The sequence below is a fragment of the Xylanibacter oryzae DSM 17970 genome, from assembly GCF_000585355.1.
In the GTDB taxonomy this organism is placed as follows: domain Bacteria; phylum Bacteroidota; class Bacteroidia; order Bacteroidales; family Bacteroidaceae; genus Prevotella; species Prevotella oryzae.
In genome coordinates, this window is record NZ_KK073873.1 from 124,049 (window position 1) to 144,176 (window position 20,128).

General features: G+C 35.0%; 13 protein-coding genes and 1 pseudogene. 8 read left to right on the forward strand and 6 right to left on the reverse strand.

Features of this window, described 5'->3' with window-relative positions; genetic code table 11:
• Nucleotides 1-257 precede the first annotated feature (257 nt).
• The 5 genes from XYLOR_RS00480 to udk form a co-directional block, all read right to left on the reverse strand.
• On the reverse strand, nt 258-2,165 hold the full coding sequence (locus XYLOR_RS00480; protein ID WP_036876014.1) for a DUF349 domain-containing protein: 1,908 nt from the start codon (nt 2,163-2,165) through the stop codon (nt 258-260).
• A 108-nt stretch (nt 2,166-2,273) separates the two neighbouring features.
• Nucleotides 2,274-3,200, reverse strand: a complete 927-nt coding sequence (locus XYLOR_RS00485) for a magnesium transporter CorA family protein (RefSeq protein WP_036876016.1) — start codon at nt 3,198-3,200, stop codon at nt 2,274-2,276.
• Nucleotides 3,201-3,537: 337 nt separating this feature from the next.
• Nucleotides 3,538-4,998 (reverse strand): aminoacyl-histidine dipeptidase, encoded by a 1,461-nt coding sequence (locus XYLOR_RS00490; protein WP_036876017.1) that lies wholly within the window; start codon nt 4,996-4,998, stop codon nt 3,538-3,540.
• Nucleotides 4,999-5,015: 17 nt separating this feature from the next.
• Nucleotides 5,016-6,020 carry a lysylphosphatidylglycerol synthase transmembrane domain-containing protein gene (locus XYLOR_RS00495; RefSeq protein ID WP_036876018.1) on the reverse strand — a complete coding sequence of 335 codons (1,005 nt, stop codon included), beginning with the start codon at nt 6,018-6,020 and terminating at the stop codon, nt 5,016-5,018.
• Between the two features lie 2 nt (nt 6,021-6,022).
• The gene (gene udk, locus XYLOR_RS00500; protein WP_036876019.1) at nt 6,023-6,637 is read right to left on the reverse strand and encodes a uridine kinase; all 615 of its coding nucleotides are present in this window, start codon (nt 6,635-6,637) and stop codon (nt 6,023-6,025) included.
• A gap of 186 nt (nt 6,638-6,823) precedes the next feature.
• Here udk and rsmA point away from each other — a divergent pair, with 186 nt between their 5' ends.
• The 7 genes and pseudogenes from rsmA (at nt 6,824) to XYLOR_RS00535 (ending at nt 13,158) form a co-directional block, all read left to right on the forward strand.
• Nucleotides 6,824-7,627: a 16S rRNA (adenine(1518)-N(6)/adenine(1519)-N(6))-dimethyltransferase RsmA gene (rsmA, locus tag XYLOR_RS00505; protein WP_036876020.1), complete on the forward strand. Its 804-nt coding sequence runs from the start codon at nt 6,824-6,826 to the stop codon at nt 7,625-7,627.
• A 245-nt stretch (nt 7,628-7,872) separates the two neighbouring features.
• Nucleotides 7,873-8,337 carry a DUF4252 domain-containing protein gene (locus XYLOR_RS13185; RefSeq protein WP_051508802.1) on the forward strand — a complete coding sequence of 155 codons (465 nt, stop codon included), beginning with the start codon at nt 7,873-7,875 and terminating at the stop codon, nt 8,335-8,337.
• Between the two features lie 6 nt (nt 8,338-8,343).
• On the forward strand, nt 8,344-8,856 hold the full coding sequence (locus tag XYLOR_RS00515; RefSeq protein WP_036876022.1) for a GFO_1088 family ECF-type sigma factor: 513 nt from the start codon (nt 8,344-8,346) through the stop codon (nt 8,854-8,856).
• Nucleotides 8,843-9,328 (forward strand): PG0215 family putative anti-sigma factor, encoded by a 486-nt coding sequence (locus XYLOR_RS00520; protein WP_036876024.1) that lies wholly within the window; start codon nt 8,843-8,845, stop codon nt 9,326-9,328. The genes XYLOR_RS00515 and XYLOR_RS00520 overlap by 14 nt, the downstream gene beginning before the upstream one ends.
• Nucleotides 9,329-9,332: 4 nt before the next feature.
• Nucleotides 9,333-9,791 carry a DUF4252 domain-containing protein gene (locus XYLOR_RS00525; protein WP_036876027.1) on the forward strand — a complete coding sequence of 153 codons (459 nt, stop codon included), beginning with the start codon at nt 9,333-9,335 and terminating at the stop codon, nt 9,789-9,791.
• A 492-nt stretch (nt 9,792-10,283) separates the two neighbouring features.
• A pseudogene (locus XYLOR_RS00530) lies at nt 10,284-11,252 on the forward strand (glycoside hydrolase family 43 protein); the annotation flags it as partial.
• A gap of 337 nt (nt 11,253-11,589) precedes the next feature.
• A complete protein-coding gene (locus tag XYLOR_RS00535) occupies nt 11,590-13,158 on the forward strand; it encodes a glycoside hydrolase family 43 protein (protein ID WP_036876030.1) in 1,569 nt (522 codons plus the stop codon).
• 86 nt (nt 13,159-13,244) lie between these two features.
• Here XYLOR_RS00535 and XYLOR_RS00540 read toward each other — a convergent pair whose 3' ends face one another.
• A complete protein-coding gene (locus XYLOR_RS00540) occupies nt 13,245-17,258 on the reverse strand; it encodes a hybrid sensor histidine kinase/response regulator transcription factor (RefSeq protein ID WP_036876033.1) in 4,014 nt (1,337 codons plus the stop codon).
• A 255-nt stretch (nt 17,259-17,513) separates the two neighbouring features.
• Between XYLOR_RS00540 and xyl3A the strand changes: the two genes are divergently transcribed.
• Nucleotides 17,514-20,117, forward strand: coding sequence for a xylan 1,4-beta-xylosidase (gene xyl3A, locus XYLOR_RS00545; protein ID WP_036876035.1), 2,604 nt, complete (start codon nt 17,514-17,516; stop codon nt 20,115-20,117).
• The last annotated feature ends 11 nt before the right edge of the window (nt 20,118-20,128 follow it).

Sequence of the window (20,128 nt, forward strand, 5' to 3'; positions counted from 1 at the left end):
CTCACTCATATAACTTACTTATTTATAAGTACTTATTACGTATTAGTGAGGTTGAGGTTTGAAAATGTTTTTCTGCGAACAACAATCGTCTAATTTAAAGTGTAGGCTACAATATTGTGATTAGTATTGTATTTGCCTCTTTAAATTATATGTTAAAACCATTACTATATTTCATCGTTTTTATCATATATGCCATACAACTAAAAAAGCGTCTGATATATAGTATCAGACGCTTTCATTAATTATATAACTCTAGATTATTCTTCTTTGTTTTGTGCATCAATGGCCTTAATCTTTTGCTTAATAAGTTCCATCTCGTCTTTCAGTTTTTGCACTTTACGATTCATCTCTTCTATTAGGTTATTACCTTTTTTGCTAGTAGAGTTTAGAAAACCTAAATTGTTTTCATAAGTCTGAACCTCTGATTTAACAGAATCATATTGTCTAAGCAGTCTTCCGCGCTCGTTGTCAAGAGCATCAATACCTTTGGCGGCAACGTTCTTAAGATTATTTTTGAAATTATTAAATTTCCGTTTGGCTACTTTTATGTTCAACTTATTGTATAGCGTGTCTAGAATATCATGGTACTCTTTATATATCACATCCTTCTCTTTGAAAGGCACATGACCTATACTGTTATATTCTTCAGTGAGTTTTTGTACAGCTTCCTGTGCGTTGTCTCCAACTTGTTCAGCAAGTCCTTTCAGCTCCTCAATGATATTACGTTTTTTCTCCAGATTCTCATGCTCTTCATTGCGTAGTCCTGCATTTGCAGAATTACGTGCATCAAAGAAATGATTGCATGCATCAAGGAATTCACTCCATAACTGGTCTCCAAGTTTTTTTGGTACCATACCTATGGTCTTCCATTCTTTCTGAAGCTTTATAAGTTCATCGCTGGTATTCTTCCAATCAACACTATCTTTTAGAGCTTTTGCTTTTTCAACAAGTTCTTTCTTCTTTGAAGCGTTTTCTGAAAACTTCTCTTTTAGAGTCTTGAAAAATTCTGCTTTGCGACCAAAGAAATCATCACATGTGGCGCGGAATCTATCAAAAATCTTAATATTCATCTTTTGAGGTGCAAAACCAATGGTCTTCCATTCTGTTTGAATCTCAATTATTTCTTTTGTATGCTTTTCCCAATCAGAAGCGCCCTTGTTTTCTTCTTTTGCTATCGCTTCTATTTTTTCGCATAAAGCAGTCTTCTTTACAAGGTTGTCTTCTTCCTTTAAGCGTAGCTCTTCGAAGTGCTGCTGATGGCGCTTGTTTATTATAGTAGATGCTGCCTTAAAGCGATTCCACACTTCTTCGCGTAAGTCTTTTGATACAGGCCCTGTTTCTCTGTATTCCTGATGTAATTTCTGCAGCTGATGGAATGCACTTATTATGTCATCATCATTTGCTAACTTTTCAGCAGCTTCACAGAGGTGTGTCTTTATCTCGAGATTCTTTTTGAAGTCATATTCGCGTGCTTCAATATTAAGTTTCAATAAATCATAAAACTGTTCTACGTACAATTGGTAGTTGCGCCATAACTCATTGGCCTTACTTGCCGGAATAGCTTTTATTTCTTTCCATTCCTGTTGTAATTGCTTAAAATCATTGTATGATTTATTTGCCTCTTCAGGTGAAGAAACCATTGATTTTATTTTTTCGATGATTTCAAACTTCTTGTTGTAGTTTCCTTCTTTTTCAGCTTCTTGTTCAGCAAAAATCTTAGCTCTCTTTTCTTTTATGATAGTCATTTCTGCTTTGAAAGCCTCCTCGTCGTCATCAGGAATTATTTGATAATGTTCAGGATCGCCTCCTGCATCAATATATTCCTTATATTTGGCGTCTTTTTGTGCGATATGCAATTTGTAGAAAACGGTTTTCAGATTATCTATTTCATCCTTAGGGAGAGGGCCGTCACCATGAGCTAACTCTTTCACACGATCTAAAACCTCTGCCTTAGTCTTGTATAAATCCTTATCAGATTTGTCAGCTTCCTCGTTTTTAGTTATAGCATCTTCGGTAGCTTCAGCTACTGTATTTGCCTCTTCCACAGGTTTAACTTCAGCTTTTGCTTCCTCTTTAGGTTCAGCACAAGCATTATTAGCAGCATTTTCTACTGCTGTTCCTTCTAAAATTCCCTCTTTTAGGGCTTTTTCTTGAGAGTCCATCATTTACTTCTTTAGTTATGATTCGGTTTTCCACACCATCTATGAGTTGCAAACTTAATTAAAAATATCGAATTTGCCTAATTTTTATTTATTTTTTTAACCATTTTAATCCTAAATCAGTCGTTTCTTGCGGAAAATCCACCAAGATAAGCCTGAAATAATGAATGAAATTACCAACGCTATAATAAACCCATAAGGGTTTCTTTCCATGCCATTGAAAAGATTCATACCAAATAGACTTGCTATAAGTGTAGGGAACATGAGTATAATGGATACAGATGTAAGTGTACGCATCACTGTATTCATGTTATTATTGATTATACTTGAGTACGTGTCCATCGTTGATTCAAGAATATCTGAATATATATTTGTGGTTTCACGTGCCTGACTCATCTCTATGTTTACATCCTCGATAAGATCGGCATCTAGTTCGTCTACCTGCAACTTAAATTTAAGCTTTGTAAGCAATGTTTCATTGCCTCGTATTGATGTGATAAAATAAGTAAGTGAATCTTGTAAACGGCTCAAACCTATAAGTGACTCATTATTGACTTCTCTATCTAAATTCCTTTTCGATTTTTCAATCAAGCTGTTTATCTGTTTAAGACGTTTTAAGTACCATACAGCTGAAGAAAGGAAAAGGCGAAAAATCATATCTACGTAGTCTGTAAATCCTACGCCTCTCTTCTGATGGTAACTTACAAAATCAATCATCATGTTGGTCTCAAAATTACATACTGTTATAGTTATATCACGTTTGTGTATAATACCAAGTGGTACAGTCGTATAAGGAGTTCTTGATCTTACTTCTTTGACATAGGGAATACGGAGAATGATCAGCATCCAACCATCGTCATATTCGTAGCGGGCACGCTCATCAGTATCGCTGATATCTGATAAAAAATAGTCTGGAATTTGAAATTTATCAGTTAGTTCTTGCTGATCTTCTTCAGCTGGACATGTTACTTGTATCCAGCAATTCGGTTGCCATTCATCAATGGCCTTCAAGCATTTGCTTGTATTCCAATATGTTCTCATCTGTTAATCCTCCAATGATATAAAATAGGAACGAAGGATTAACTGCGTGAGTCATCCACCCGTGCCTACAAATTCATATTTTCCGCGTGATAATCGTCCATTTGTTGTTAAATTTTTGATTTTGCTGTGCAAAGGTAAAAATTTTAATTGAAAATAAGAAGTATTTAACATTTTAAATTAAGAATAGCAATCATTTTATAGGCGAATATGACAAAATGTTTTTTCATACCTATTCGTGATTGCTATATCTTAATTATTTACCATTCTTACTAGTCTTAATAGATTTTCAGAATCTTATTTTATTCAATGACAAGATTAGCATTTTATGCCAATCACTCTATTTCTTTACAGGAATCTGTTCTAATGTTTTTACGAGTAGATCCCAAAAATTAGGAACACTAGGTATATTGGCACGTTCTTTAGTAGTGTGCGGAGACAATAGAGTAGGGCCGAAAGATACTATATCAAGATTAGGATATTTGCTAAGTATTATGCTGCATTCTAGTCCTGCGTGACAAACTTTTACAGAAGGCTCGCTTTTGAACATATCTTTATAGATGTTCTCCATGACCTTTATTATTTCACTGTCTGTATTAGGATCCCATCCCTGATAGCCACCACTCAGCGTAACTTTCATTCCTGCCATGTTGAAGCAACTCTCAAGGGTTGTGGCAATATAATCCTTCATGCTTTCACTAGAACTGCGGGCTAGTATTTTAATAGAAGCTTTATTATTGCCAATGTTTATTATTGCTAAGTTTGAAGATGTTTCAACAATCTCAGGTATTGAAGGTATGTTGCGAATCACACCATTATGGCATGCATATATTGCATCAATCAGATTATCTTGTATTTCAACAGGAACCTCTGTTTTTGGAGTCTCTACATCCTCAATAGAAAATTCAATATTTTTTTCAATTCCTTTATATTCATCATTGAAAAGTTGCTCGTAATCACCTACAAGTTCTTTGAGAGCCTCTTTATTTTCTTTAGGTAGAGTTAATACGACATCAGCTTCGAAAGGTATTGCATTGCGCATGTTTCCCCCGTCCCAAGATGCAAGACGAGCTTCAAAGCCGCTGATAGCCTCTCTTACAAATCTTACCATCAGTTTGTTTGCATTAGCTCTTCCTTCTGCTATTTCAAGGCCGGAATGGCCTCCACGTAGACCTTTAATGTTTACTTTTACAGCAATATCTTCGTTGTCAGTGTCTACTTCTTTATAATCAAGTTCGGCTGTGATATCAATTCCACCAGCGCTACCTATAATCATTTCTCCTTCAGTCTCAGAGTCTAGGTTTAGCAGTATATCACCATCTAGTTCGCCTGCAGGCAATTCGTTGGCACCATACATACCTGTCTCTTCATCTCGTGTACACAAAGCCTCAATATTGCCATGTTTCAAGTCTTTAGCTTCCATTACTGCCATAATAGCGGCAATACCTAAGCCATCGTCAGCTCCTAATGTAGTATCTTTAGCCTTGACCCAGTCACCATCAACATACGTCTCAATAGGGTCTGTTTCAAAATTATGTTTACTATCTTTAGATTTTTGTGGCACCATATCCATGTGTGCCTGCATAATTACTGTTTTGCGATTTTCCATACCTTTAGTAGCAGCTTTGCGCATAACGATGTTGCCGGCAGGGTCTTTAAAAGCTTCTACACCAGCATCTTTTGCAAAATCCAGTAAAAATTGCTGAACCTTCTCTAAATGTCCTGATGGACGTGGAACTTGTGTTAGTGCATAGAAGTTTTTCCAAATGCATTGTGGCTTTAAATTTTTAATTTCGCTCATAATATTTGTTTTTAATATTAATTTTCTTGTAATGAATCAATTATATTTCTTTTGGTGAAACTTAGTGCTACCCATCCGTATATACCGATAAGAATCACTAGTATTGTCTGTATGGTATGCACAATAAGTACGAAGTAGAGTGCCTTTTCATCAACTACTCCGTAAAGAATAAGCATTGTCTTTACTGCAAAATGCCATGGCCCGGCGCCGTTTGGTGTAGGTACAATTACAGCAATGCTTCCAACAACAAATGTTACCAATGCACATTCTAGTCCTAGATTTGAAGTGAAATCGAAGCAAAAGAATGTAAGGTAATAATGTAAAAAGTAGCTTCCCCATATACCGAACGTGTAAAATATAAATAATGGAATATTCTTTACATTCTTTACGGAAACGACTCCTCGCCAAATATCTTTTAATGTTCTTTTTACTCTATCGTAAAAAGATAATTTGCGTAGTAGCAGATGTAATAGTATTATAGCTGAAATACCACATATTGCAGTTACAATATAGCCGGTTATTGAAAATCTTTTAAGTAAGGAATCTATGCTTGTACCTGTCCTGTCAAAAAAAGTTGCAAATACTTTTAATTGCATTATAAGTGTGATTCCAGTGACGATAAGCACTAAAAGAGAATCTATTGCTCGTTCTGTTACAACTGTTCCAATTGCTTTTGTAAACGACACTCCGTCATATCTTTTAAGCACACCACATCGTGCAAATTCTCCACTTCTTGGTATGATAAGACTGGCTGCATAAGATATAAAAATAGAGTAAACACTTGTGCTGTTTCTCGGATGCTCTCCAATAGGTTCCAAAGTCTGTTTCCATCTCCATCCGCGAAACATCTGTGCTGATATGCCGAAAGGAAAAGAAAGTAACATCCATGTCCAGTTCATATCATGCAAAAGCACATTTTCAATACGTCTGAAGTCGAAACCACGGTACATCCAGTACAGTATGGCACCTCCTAAAACGAGTGGTAAAACAATTCTTATTATGTTATTTGCTAATGCCTTCATCTTCAGTCTTTAGGAACAATACCCTCAATATATTTGCATAGGATATCTATACCGGTTAGGTTTTCTCCTCCTTGCGGAATGATTAAGTCTGCGTAACGTTTAGTTGGTTCTATAAATTGCTCATGCATAGGTTTTAATACTTTTAGATATCTATCTACCACCATGTCTACGGTACGTCCGCGTTCTACGACATCACGCTGAATATTACGTATCAGCCGTTCATCAGAATCAGTGTCAACGAATATCTTCATGTCCATCATATCACGCAACTTCTTATTAAGCAAGGTCATTATCCCTTCTATTATTATAACCGGTTTTGGTTCAACATGAACTGTTTCTTTCAGTCTGTTACAATCCAGATATGAGTATGTTGGTTGTTCTATGGCGTTGCCACTTTTCAGATCATTAATCTGCTTGATAAGGAGCTTCCAGTCAAATGCATCAGGGTGGTCAAAATTTATGGCATGACGTTCTTCTTCAGTCATATCTGAAGTGTCATTATAATAAGAGTCTAAAGGCACAACAGCCACATAATGTGGAGGCAATGCTTTTACTATCTTTTTTACAACGGTAGTTTTACCTGAACCGGTACCCCCGGCTATTCCAATTATAGTCATGTTTGATTGCTTTTTCGAAAGTTAGTGCAAATATCGTGATTATAATTGACATAAATGCATAATTGTTGATTTTTCTGTTTATCTTTATACAAGATAGGCTCTGTATAAACAACAAAAATGAATGAATTCATTTTGTGTTGTCTTCGATTTACACTATCTTTGCAAACAAATAAATTAAAACAACATATGAAAGCAGTCAAGCCAAAGAAAAATCTCGGTCAACATTTTCTTACCGATTTAGGTATAGCAAAGGCTATTGCCGATACAGTAGACGCATGTCCTGATATTCCTATATTGGAAGTAGGTCCGGGTATGGGAGTGCTTACACAATATCTGGTTACTAAGAACCGTGATGTGCGTGTTGTTGAAATTGATGCGGAGTCAGTTGCTTATCTACACGAAAACTTCCCGAAACTGGATGATAATATAATCGGTGAAGATTTCCTTCGCATGGACCTTACAAACCTGTTTGATGGTAAGCAGTTTGTTCTGACAGGCAATTATCCATATGATATATCATCACAAATATTTTTTAAAATGCTTGAGAATAAGAATCTTATTCCTTGTTGTACAGGCATGATACAGAGAGAGGTGGCACAGCGTATCGCATCGGCACCGGGTTCGAAAGCATTTGGTATTCTTAGTGTGTTGATACAGGCATGGTATGACGTAGAGTATCTTTTTACAGTAGACGAAAACGTGTTTAACCCTCCTCCAAAGGTTAAGAGCGCTGTAATAAGGATGACGCGTAATCAAGTTACAGACCTTGGCTGTGATGAGGTATTATTTAAACGACTTGTAAAAACTGTGTTTAACCAGCGTAGAAAGATGCTGCGTGTAAGTTTGAGGCAGATGTTCCCGGTAACGAAACCGTCAGAAGGTTTCTATGAACAAGATATAATGACTCAGCGTCCTGAACAATTATCCATTCAGCAGTTTGTAACGTTGACGAATAGTGTAAATGAGGAATTGAAAAAGATTAATTCTTAATATCAGATTTTTATAATTATTATATGCCATACATTCTACGGAATGTATGGTTTTTTGGTAGATATAATTCTTTTACTAAACTTTTTTAATATTGAATGTAACGTTTTACTGTAAAATTACGTTTATAAGATTGAAGTGCTTTACTTATAGCAAAATGTCAATAATAACATCTAATATAAAATACATATTGACAGTGTGGTGAGTAAGTACAATAATAAATTATTAACAACATTAAATTCAGTAGTATGAAAAAATTAATTTTAGTTGTATTCCTAGTATTAGCTGGAATGGAAGCAAAGGCACAGGTACAGACATTAGATGATGTATTCAACGAATTTAAGTCAAAACCAGGTGTGGAATATCAGGTTGTGAACCCCAAAATGTTGGAATCTATGAATTTAGATCAAAAGGCAAAGAAAGACTTAGAGAGTATTGATTCTTTGCAAGTATTAGATTTGTCAAAAAGTGATTCGTTGACAAATAAAAAATTCGAGCAAGTTTCAAGAAATTTTAATTTTAAGGGCTTTGAGACAATGGTCAATAGTAATGATGATGGAGAAATGGCAAAAATTTATTATCGCACTAAAGATAAATCAATAAAAGAACTAGTTATTATTAATATCGAAAAAGGAGGAAAAGGTCAACTTGTCCGTATCTTTGGCAATATTGATCCGAGCAAAATCCATGATATGATGCACTCAAATAAGTAAAATTAGATGGACGCATCACAGTTTAAGCGGATATTCATCCCGTTAAGTAATAACTTATACAGAATAGCAATACGGCTAACATGTAATATCCAGTCTGCAGAAGATCTTGTTCAAGATACATTTCTAAGACTATGGACACATCGTGACAATTTGCCATCAGACATAACGCCAGAAGGATATGCTATAACGACGATGCGTAATCTTTATTATGATACAGTTCGTAAAAGGCATTTAGATGAAAGTAGTAAGGTGGCAGAAGAGATACATATACCATCTGATACGGATATTATTCACCAGCTAGAAGTCCTTGATGCAAGTCATCGTATCCGAAATTTAATAAACAGTTTGCCTGACAGACAACTGCAGGTAATCATTATGAAAGATGTCGAGGGACTTGATACAAATGAAATTAAGGCTCTTACAGGATTGACAGATATTAATATCAGAACAACACTAAGCAGAGCAAGAACAACAATAAGAAAACAATTTAAAAATATATTAGATCATGGATGTAAATGAAATAAAATTACTGTTAGGAAAATTCTACAAAGGGGAAACGACTTCTGACGAAGAACTGAATTTGCGCAATTACTTTTGTGGAGATGATGTAGATGCCTGCCTATCAGAAGAAAAAGAATTTTTCATAGCATGCCAGAAAGCTTTTTGCCCACCAGATATTGACAAAGATACATTTACAAGTCTCAATAAGAATCTGTCAAAACATATTGATCAATGGAACATGATTGAAAAAGCATCTCAAAGGAAGGAAAGAACAATAAGTCTTCGTTGGATTGCAGGTGTTGCAGCATCTTTGCTTATTATATTTTCTTTCAGTTTTTATATAAACAACTATCATCAGAAGACAGAACAAGCAAAACAGAATACATATAATAATCCTCAAGATGCTTATGCTGAAACTCAGCGGGCGCTTATGAAATTTTCATTGAGTCTTAATAATGGTTTAGACAAAGTTAATAAAATAAATAATTGATAATATGAAAAAAATACTTATTATAATAGTTATGGTGTTATCATGCAGCATGATATTTGCCCAGGATGCATTATTTAAAAAATATAGTAATACTAACGGTGTTTCTACTGTTTATATTTCAAAGGCATTGCTTGGTATGATGCCGAAAATGAATGCGGGAAATAAGGATGTAAGTAAGATTGCCGGAAAACTAGACCGTCTTCAAGTTCTTTCATGTGAGAGACCATCTCTGGTGCCAAGCATTAAGAACAACGCAATTGCCTATTACAATAAATATAAGTACGTTGAAATGATGAATCTAAATGAAGATGGAGAAATCACTCTCATATATGGGAAATCTCATGGTCATGGTAAAAATGAATTTGTATTGCTCTCTATAGAAAAAGATGAAATCAATATAGTTAATATATACGGGAATGTGACTCTAAAGGATATAAAACAGATTGCTAATCAACGGAACTAAATTAAATTTAATAATCATACTTTTATTATATAGTGAAATTATAAGAGTTTGATTTGCATCAAGAAAACGGCTGGATCTATCATTATTGTCCGGCTTTTCATTGCTAAAACATTGAAACATAGTATCTTTGCAACGATAAAAGGATTAAAGGATAACAAATTAAAGTTTTAGAAAGGTAAAAAGATTATGAGTATTTTAGTATTTACAGGATTAACATTTGTTGCATTTGTGTTAGCAACATTATTAGGAATTGCAATTGACCTAAAAGTAGAAGGTCGTAGATAATTTGAAAATTGATGATTTAATATAAAAGAAGAGGCTTTCTAAGTAATGAAAGTCTCTTTTTTTATATTATACAATTTTATGTTTAAAAATAAATTGGTATATTTGCAGCATAATTTTGTGGAGAATAAAAAACTAAGAATGAAAAAATTACTTGCATTGGTTTTGCTAAGCATTATATTTAGTGCATTACAAGCTAAAAAAACATATATCCCCAAAGAAAAGGACATGAAGGCATACCTTATGGTCTTTCATAAAGATGCTACACATGGTTTGTATATGGCTATCAGTCGTGATGGATATACATTTACAGCTCTTAATAATGGTAATCCGGTCATATCCGGTGATACTATAGCTCTGCAAAAGGGTATAAGAGACCCTCATATATTTCGTGGTCCTGATGGTGCTTTTTATCTGTCCATGACCGATCTTAATATATATGCAAAAAAGGCGGGATACCGAACTACAGACTGGGAACGGGATGGAAAAGCATTTGGTTGGGGCAACAATCGCGCGCTTGTTCTTATGAAATCGTTTGACCTTATTCATTGGAGTAGAGCGAATATCCGTTTTGATGAGCTCGATCCATCGTTGGCTGATATAGGATGTGTATGGGCTCCGGAGACTGCCTATGATGATAAAACCGGCCAACTTATGCTATATTACACAATACGCCATGGAAATGGACTAGATATGCTTTGCTATTCTTATGTAAACAATGATTATAACAAAATAGAAACTCTGCCTAAAGTGCTATTTACATATCCAAAATCTAGTATATCTGCTATTGATGGAGATATAACCAATATTTATGGAAAGTATCATCTTTTCTATTGTTCACATGATGGTACAGCGGGTATTAAGCAGGCTGTCTCGGATAGTATTAATACAGGGTATAAATACGACGACAGCTATTATGATATGGAGAAAGGTGGTTGTGAAGCACCTAATGTATGGAAAAGAATAGGAGAAAACAAGTGGATACTGATGTATGACATATATAGTATTAAACCTAATAATTTTGGCTTCTTAGAAACGAGTGATTTCGTGCATTTTAAAAATTTGGGACGTTTTGACGAAGGAATAATGAAACGTACTAATTTTACTGAACAAAAGCATGGAGCCGTTGTATGGATTACATCAAAAGAAGCTAAAAGATTAGAAAAATATTGGAAATAGAAGTCCTGTTTACTTAATAGCCTTTAAATTATCTGGTATGGTACTACTGTAAAGAAAATGTATCGTACTTTCGTCATATTTGTGTTTGTCATTTTTAGTTTATCTTATTTGTTCGCCTTTAAATTAAAGATATAGGGCCTACATTCATATCTTTTTATAATTTACTAATATACATATATACTTATAAAAAACTAACATTTAATTGTTTTGATACGTATTGATTGCACTAATTAATATAACTTTTGACTATTATGTAACATATGCGAATGTACGTGTTACAAAGAAAAAAAAGATATATTAAATAAACTATTACCTTTGCAGCATTAAAATAGTATTTATGAAAAAATATATTTGTTCAATATTGCTGTTGCTCAGTGTTACTGTTTATGGTGGTAATGTGTTTCATAATCCGGTTTTATGGGCTGATGTTCCAGATCCTGATGTGATACGTGTAGGCAGTGATTATTATATGGTAAGTACAACAATGCATCTTATGCCGGGGGCACCAATTATGCATTCAAAGGATTTGGTAAATTGGGAGACCGTAAGTTATTTATTCAATAAACTTACTGATTCACCTAAATATGATATGAAAGGTGGAACTGTTTATGGTCGTGGACAGTGGGCAACTTCTCTAAAGTATTATAAGGGAAAATTTTATGCTCTATTTGCTCCAAATGATTCGCAAGGTGGTAATACATATATATATACGACTGATAAACCAGAGAAAGGATGGACACTTCATTCCAGACTTCCTCATTTTCATGATTCTTCGTTTCTTTTTGATGACGATGGAAAATTCTATGTCTTTAGCGGTACAGGACGGTTGCAAGAGTTAAATTCTACACTCACAGGTCTTAAAACAGGAGGCGTGGATATGACAGTCTTCAAACGTGATAGTACTGAAACCGGATTACTGGAAGGCAGTAGAGCTATAAAGCATAATGGGAAATATTATTTATTGATGATATCTTGGCCATATGGAAAACCTCGTAGACAGGTTTGTTATCGTTCAGATAGTATTACCGGTCCATATGAGAAAAAAGTTATATTGGAAGATAATTTTGCAGGATTCCCTTATGCAGGTCAGGGTACTATTGTAGATGATACCAAAGGCAATTGGTATGGGGTGATTTTCCAGGACCGTGGTGCTGTTGGGCGTGTTCTTACTCTTATGCCTTGCAGATGGATTGATGGATGGCCTATGCTTGGTGACGAAAATGGCAAGATTCCGGCTGTTATGAATATACCTGTCCAAGGATATAAGAAAATGCCGCTTGTAGTAAGTGATGATTTTAGCAGCAGCAAACTAAAGATAAACTGGCAGTGGAATCATAACCCGGTGGATAATTCATGGTCTTTGACCGAACGTAGAGGATTTTTGAGACTCAAGACAAGTCGAGTCGTTGATAATATTTTTGCAGCTCCCAATACAATATCACAAAGAATGGAAGGACCTCAATGCAGTGCAACTGTTGCAATTGACATAACTCATATGGTGAATGGTGACAAAGCTGGTTTTGCTGCGTTCAATGGTAATTCAGGCTTACTTACAATTAGTAAGAATGGAAGTAAAACCAGTTTAGTAATGGAGACTGCTGTTGTTAATCTTTCTGATAGAGATAAAAAGATAGAAAGTGTTGACGTTTCAAAAGAGGATAGCGTAGAGTTGAAGGTTAATAAAATTTATCTTAGAATAGATGGAGACTTCCGACTTGGACGTGATATAGCTACATTCTACTACAGTACGGATAATAAAAACTGGAAAAGCATAGGTAAAGAATACAAGATGCAGTTTGATTATCGCCGTCTGTTTATGGGCACAAGATATGCCATTTTCAATTATGCCACCGTTTCATCTGGTGGATACATAGATGTAGATAATTTCTCATACAACAAGAAATAAATAGTTAGTTAGTTATTGTATAATAGTTGTCAGTTTTAGACAAAAAGTTGTTTTTAGGATATCATATTTAGGTTAATAGATTAATGTTAGGCATCTCCATTCATTTGGAGATGCTCTTTCATGTATTCACGTGGCGACATACCGTACATATTCTTAAACATAGTAGAGAATGATGCTGTATTGCTGAAACCACAAGCATACATTACTTCTGTAACATTATGATGCTGACTTGCTAAGAGATTAGCAGCTTGTTTCATTCTTAAGTTGCGTATTAAGTCATGTGGAGTCTGATTGGTTAGCTCTTTCATCTTACGATGTAAATGCACACGGCTTATACCTACATTTTCGGCTATCATGTCAACACTTAATTCAGAACTGTCAAGATTGTTGTTGATTACAGACATAACCTTTTCGAGAAGTCTTTCATCAGGAGATTTCATGTGTACCTCATCGACTTTACTTTCACCTTCTTTGCCTGTAAATTTGTTTTTTAGCATATTTCGTGCGTTAAGCAAATTTATTATAGTCCTACGCAAAATATCCATATTAAATGGCTTTACAATATATGCGTCAGCACCAGTCTCAAGACCTTCAAGCCTGTCTTCATCTCTATTTTTAGCAGTAAGTAGTATTACTGGTATATGATTAGTATTAACGTTGCTCTTTATTTTTGTGCATAGAGTGTTACCGTCCATTTCGGGCATCATGATGTCACTTATTACCATATCTGGAATGTCTCTAAGTATTGCAGTATGTGCTTCTTTACCATCAGCACATTCAATAATCTTATATTCATTACATAGCTCGCTGTTAAGATATGAACGTATTTCCATATCATCTTCTGCTATGATTATAGTTGGCCTCTTTTTATTGAATGTTGTCTTCGTTGGCATTTCTACAGGACGTACCTCTTCGGTTTCTTCAAAATTATCTATTCCGTAAAGTACAGAGTCTTGGTTGTTGTCGTCATATATCATCTCTTCTGGTTTGAGATGGGCATTACCTAATGGTATCGAAACAATAAAGGTACAACCATTGCCGTCTGCATTGTTTTGTGCTGTTATAGTACCGTGATGTAATTCAACTAGAGAACGTGTTAGGTCAAGTCCTATGCCAGTACCAGCTTGCCTGTCGTTCGTAATTGATGTCGTCTGATAGAAACGCTCGAATATTTTGTTAAGTTTGCTTTCTGGTATTCTTTCTCCATCATCACTTACGGATATGCTTACATTTTTGTCGTCATGATTAATTATAATTGAAACCTTTCCACCTGTATGAGTAAACTTAAATGCGTTTGAGAGTACATTCATAAGGACTTTGTCGAAATTTCCACGATCTATCCATATATTAATATTCTCATCTTTGTGTATAAAATTGAATGATATCTTTTTTGTTTTGGCTTGTTGCTCAAATAAGGTATAAATCTCGTTAGTGAAAGATATAATATCAGTTTCTTTCATTCTCATGGTCATAAGTCCTTTGTCTATTTTCCTTAAGTCCATCATCTGGTTTATAAGATGCAGAATACGTTCTGCATTTCGTTTTATTGTAACATAAGCCTCATGACGGTGTGCATCTCCATCTTCTTTCATCAGAGATAGTAGTGGGGCTACGATAAGTGTCATTGGTGTACGTATTTCATGACTGATATTCATGAAAAAGCGTAGCTTTGCCTCGCTCATCTCTTCTGCATGTATGTGCTCTTGTAGGCGTAATTTATCTTGTCCCTTACGGCGTAACATATTTTTATACCAAAGTATTATAAATATTACTATCAGGCCGTAGAACATCTTAGCCCAAATAGAGAAGTACCATGCAGGATTTATTATTACAGTAAATTCTTTTACTTTTGATTCTGTATATCCGTCCATGGCTTTAACCCTAAAATTGTATGTACCTGGAGATAGATGACTGAATGTAATCTCGTTAGAACCTTGCTGCAACTTTGTCCATTTCTCACCGTTCATACTGTATAAATAAGTGATGCGCTTATCGTAAGTCATCGTTGAAAGACCAATAGTGAAAGAATTGTCCATGTGATTTAGCTCGAATGTATTTGTATTCATAACACTCGAGTCTGTGATGGTGTAACTACCTGATTTCATGCCAGCTGTAACATACTCACCTCCAATTCTAAAATTAGATATATATATAGGTAATTTTGTTCTATACATCTGAATTTTGGATGGATTGAAAACTGCAATACCTCCCATACCGCCAAATACAATATTGCCATTGCTATCAGTTGATGACACTCCCTCTGAGAATTCATTTCCTTGTAGCCCGTATCCAGCATAATAATTAATTATTTTACCATTAGAATTTGTAAGGCAACTTATACCGTGACTAGTACTAACCCAAACATTTCCTTTCCGGTCTGTTTCTATAGCTGATACACTGTTGTCTGATAGTCCATTGTCGGCAGTATACTTTTTGATCTTTCGATTATGTAGATTGATGCAGTACAATACCTCTGGCGTTCCTGTCCATAGGTTTCCTTTACCATCTTCGCTAATAGCTGCTATAGCTTGATCTGGAAAAATACATGAAATGCCGAATATGCTTTTCCAACTGCCTGTCTTAAGATCAAGACAACATAATCCAGCGCTTGTACCTACATAAAGTCTGTTATTGTCTTTTGATAGCAACATCTGTGCTATATAGTTGTTACAGATAGAATTATCCTTGTCATTAATTACATTACCATTCTTTTTGTATTCTGTAATTAAATTAGTCTTAAGATTGATTTTTTTTAGTCCATCGCCCATTGTGCCTACCCATAAGTTGTTGTTCTTATCTATAGCCACGTCAAATACACTTGACGCTCTACCATGGGTACATGGAAGGCGATGATACGAACCGTTATTTCTGTCTATCCATCCACATCCGTCCATAAACGAAGCTATCCATATTCTCCCTTTATAATCTTCCGCAATGCCTAGAATTGTAGATGGCATTCCGGCGATGCCTGGTGTAAAATGTTTTTTCAAATGTTTGTTTCTATCAAGTATGAACAGCCCATTATTATCTGTAGCTACACATAATGAACCATCTTTAAGAAATTTGGTACACATTACGCACGCATCTCCAATTGGATTTCCTGCGATTGACTTATATCCAATGAATTCGAATCCTGATTTTTGTACAGGTTGCATGAAAACGCCTTTTTGTAGAAGCCCTATCCAAATATTACCTGAATGATCCTCTAGTATAGAGTATATTTTACCATGTTCCATATTTACCTCATTGCTATAGAACAAGTCTGCTTTCATGGTTCCGTTAGAAGGCATATATTTGTATAGCCCTTTTCCGTTGCTACCAATGAGTATATTGCCATTTCTGTCTACATGTAGAGATGCAATTGGAAGATTTCCAGATTTAGAGATATGTTCGAACGAATAATTTTTACGGTTTAGCTTATATAAACCATTGTTTATAGTTGATACATATATATTACCAGTTCTGTCTTTGCAAATATCGTTTAACGAATTTTCTTCTGGTCCTTTTATCATATGAAGAATATTTTTCCCTACATTTATGTAGCCAGAGCCTTTATCTTGTGTAACTATCCATATGCGTCCAGATGAATCTTCAACCATTTTCTTGGTATAATCAGCATTATGACCGGCTATTGGTATTTGTTTGGCTTTCATTTCGCCTTGCATTTTTAGAATGCCGTGCCCTGAAGTTCCTATAAGGATATCTCCTTTTTTTGTTTGATAAATGCAATTTATGTAGCATGATATCTTATGGTTATGGATATCTCTAGTGTCTATTGTAATAAAATGATCATTGTGGAATAGCTGTAATGCATTGTTAAGTCCGATGTACATATTGTTTTTACGGTCCTGCATTAGGCAATTGACAACATTACCAGCTAGATTACTGTTACTTTTCTTGAATATGTGAAATTGATAGCCGTCGTATACGTTTAGGCCATTATGAGTACCTATCCATATACGTCCGTTACGATCTTGGCAGAGTGAATTGATGAGACTACTTGACAGCTGTTTGTCTGTGTCGAATAATAAACCTGTCTGCGCTTTAATGGAAATTGAAAACATACAGACAGCAATAAATAGTATCGATTTTACCTTCATGATTTGGTCTAAAGTTATACAGATTGCAAATATAGATATTATATTTTTATTTGCCAAAATATGATATGATAACTTTCGTTATTTTTGTTAACTATGTAACGCTTCACAAAAAAAATGTTTCAATAACTTTCTTATTTGCCGTATTTGATATATAGTGAAAAGTAAATGAAACATTAAAAACAGTATGTTATTTGGCATTTGACTAACTTTGCAAAATAAACTTACAGATATTACATAATCTTATATACTTTTGATATGAATAAAAAAATTACAATTGCCTTTTGTTTGATGCTTGCTTCAACAGCATCATTCTCACAGGTCCTTCCATTCCGCAATCCAAAGTTGACAGCTGATGAGAGAGCCAAAGATTTAGTCTCTAGACTTACTCTTGATGAGAAAGCGAACCTTATGCTTGATGAGTCTCCAGCAATACCGCGTCTGAATATTGAAAGCTTTAACTGGTGGAGTGAGGCTTTACATGGAGTCGCCAATAATAATAACGTTACAGTTTTTCCAGAGCCAATAGGAATGGCAGCGTCTTTTAATCCTGAAATGCTTTTGAGAATATACGGAGTTGTGAGCGACGAAATGCGTGCTTTGTATAATGATAATAAACGTGCAGGCAATAAAGATAAAAAATTTACTAGCCTTTCGGTGTGGACTCCAAATGTAAATATATTCCGTGATCCGCGATGGGGAAGAGGACAGGAAACTTATGGTGAAGATCCTTATCTAACTTCTGTTATGGGTACTTCTGTGGTTAGAGGATTGCAAGGTCCTGAAAATGCGAAGTATAGCAAATTGTATGCCTGTGCTAAGCACTTCGCTGTTCACAGTGGTCCAGAATGGAGCCGTCATGTGGCTAATCTCAATGATGTAAGTCCAAGAGACTTGTTTGAAACATATTTACCGGCATTTAAAACTTTGGTGCAGGATGCAGGGGTTAAAGAAGTGATGTGTGCATACCAGCGTCTTGATGATGAACCATGCTGTGGTAATAACAGACTTCTTCAACAAATTCTGCGTGATGAATGGGGATTTAAAGGTCTTGTAGTATCAGATTGTGGTGCTGTAAGCGATTTATGGCAAAACCATAAGGTGTCATCTGATGCTACTCATGCTTCTGCAAAAGCAGTACTTGCTGGTACAGATGTAGAATGTGGTTTCAACTATGCTTATAAATCTGTACCCGATGCTGTGAGACGTGGCTTGATAAGTCAAAAAGATGTTGACTTACATGTTTATCGGGCAATGAAAGGCCGCTTTGAACTTGGTGAGATGGACGATCCATCATTAGTTCCATGGTCAAAACTTACACATAAAAATGATGTAGATACAAAGGAACATCAGGCTTTGTCACTTGATATGGCACGTCAGACTATGACTTTACTTCAAAACAATGATAATATATTACCATTGTCTAAGAATATTAAAAAGATAGCAGTTGTAGGACCTAATGCTGATGATAAGCAGTTGATGTGGGGAAATTATAATGGAGTTCCAAGTAGTACTGTGACAATTCTTGATGGAATAAAACAAAAAGTATCCGAAAAGAATATTATATATATGAAAGGATGCGATATTGTTGAAGATAAAATGACAGATGATTATCTATCAAAATGTAACATTAATGGCAAAAAAGGAATTATTGCAACATATTGGAATAATCGTCAGCAAAAAGGTGATGCTGTTGCTACTGCACAATATACAGAACCAATTAATCTGACAACAGCAGGACAACATCAGTTTGCTAAAGGTGTTTTACTTAAAGGCTTTTCTGCCATATATGACACCAGATATAGCCCAAAAACAACAGAAGATCTAACAATAAATATCAGTTTCACCGGCAATTATATATTAAAAATTAATGGAGATACAGTTCGTCGCAATGGATCTTGGAGAAATGTAACATCTAAGATTCCATATCACTTCGAGGCAGGCAAACAATATGATATACAACTCACTTTTGTACAGGAGAATGATTTCGCTGATGCCAGTTTAAGATTTTCTTTTGGAAAAGAAAAGGATGTTGATTATGCTAGCGTAGTAAATAAATTGAAAGGGACAGATGTCGTAATATTCTGTGGTGGTATTTCTGCTCAATTGGAAGGTGAAGAGATGCCTATTGAACTACCAGGTTTCAAAGGTGGAGATCGTACAGATATACAGTTGCCTTTATCTCAACGTCGTTTCTTACAGGCTTTAAAAGATGCCGGTAAAAAAGTGATTTTAGTTAACTGTTCAGGTTCTTGCATTGGTCTTGAACCAGAAACAAAAACTTGTGATGCAATACTACAAGCATGGTATGCTGGTGATAAAGGCGGACAGGCTGTAGCAGATGTCCTATTTGGTGATTACAATCCTGGTGGAAAACTTCCAATAACCTTTTATAAAAGTATTAAGCAGATTCCTGATTTTGAAAACTATAGCATGAAAGGACGTACATATAGATATATGACAGAAAAGCCACTGTATCCTTTTGGTTATGGTCTAAGCTATACCTCATTTAATATAGGTAATGCCAAACTGGATAAGACTACCATTAGTAAAAATGAAAATCTAAAGATGATAGTACCTGTTTCAAATACAGGAAAAAGAGATGGCGTTGAAATTTTACAAGTATATGTACATAAGGATGGAGATGCTAATGGACCTATTAAATCTTTGAAAGCCTTTAGTAGAGTGAATTTAAAGGCAGGACAGACTGATAATGTTGAACTTAATCTGGTTCCATCTACTTTTGAATGCTTCGATGAAGGTAGTAATACAATGCGTATAACAAATGGAAATTATGAGCTGTATTATGGAACAAGTTCTTCTGATAATGATCTCAAAAAGGTAAATGTTACAATACAGTAAATTATTAAGCA

Bases quoted from the DNA above. Each gene is read 5' to 3' on its own strand.
- XYLOR_RS00540 (WP_036876033.1), bottom strand. From the start codon at position 17,258: ATGAAGGTAAAATCGATACTATTTATTGCTGTCTGTATGTTTTCAATT.
- xyl3A (WP_036876035.1), top strand. From the start codon at position 17,514: ATGAATAAAAAAATTACAATTGCCTTTTGTTTGATGCTTGCTTCAACA.
- XYLOR_RS00495 (WP_036876018.1), bottom strand. From the start codon at position 6,020: ATGAAGGCATTAGCAAATAACATAATAAGAATTGTTTTACCACTCGTT.
- udk (WP_036876019.1), bottom strand. From the start codon at position 6,637: ATGACTATAATTGGAATAGCCGGGGGTACCGGTTCAGGTAAAACTACC.
- XYLOR_RS00480 (WP_036876014.1), bottom strand. From the start codon at position 2,165: ATGATGGACTCTCAAGAAAAAGCCCTAAAAGAGGGAATTTTAGAAGGA.
- XYLOR_RS13185 (WP_051508802.1), top strand. From the start codon at position 7,873: ATGAAAAAATTAATTTTAGTTGTATTCCTAGTATTAGCTGGAATGGAA.
- XYLOR_RS00520 (WP_036876024.1), top strand. From the start codon at position 8,843: ATGGATGTAAATGAAATAAAATTACTGTTAGGAAAATTCTACAAAGGG.
- XYLOR_RS00515 (WP_036876022.1), top strand. From the start codon at position 8,344: ATGGACGCATCACAGTTTAAGCGGATATTCATCCCGTTAAGTAATAAC.
- XYLOR_RS00485 (WP_036876016.1), bottom strand. From the start codon at position 3,200: ATGAGAACATATTGGAATACAAGCAAATGCTTGAAGGCCATTGATGAA.
- XYLOR_RS00490 (WP_036876017.1), bottom strand. From the start codon at position 4,998: ATGAGCGAAATTAAAAATTTAAAGCCACAATGCATTTGGAAAAACTTC.
- XYLOR_RS00535 (WP_036876030.1), top strand. From the start codon at position 11,590: ATGAAAAAATATATTTGTTCAATATTGCTGTTGCTCAGTGTTACTGTT.
- rsmA (WP_036876020.1), top strand. From the start codon at position 6,824: ATGAAAGCAGTCAAGCCAAAGAAAAATCTCGGTCAACATTTTCTTACC.
- XYLOR_RS00525 (WP_036876027.1), top strand. From the start codon at position 9,333: ATGAAAAAAATACTTATTATAATAGTTATGGTGTTATCATGCAGCATG.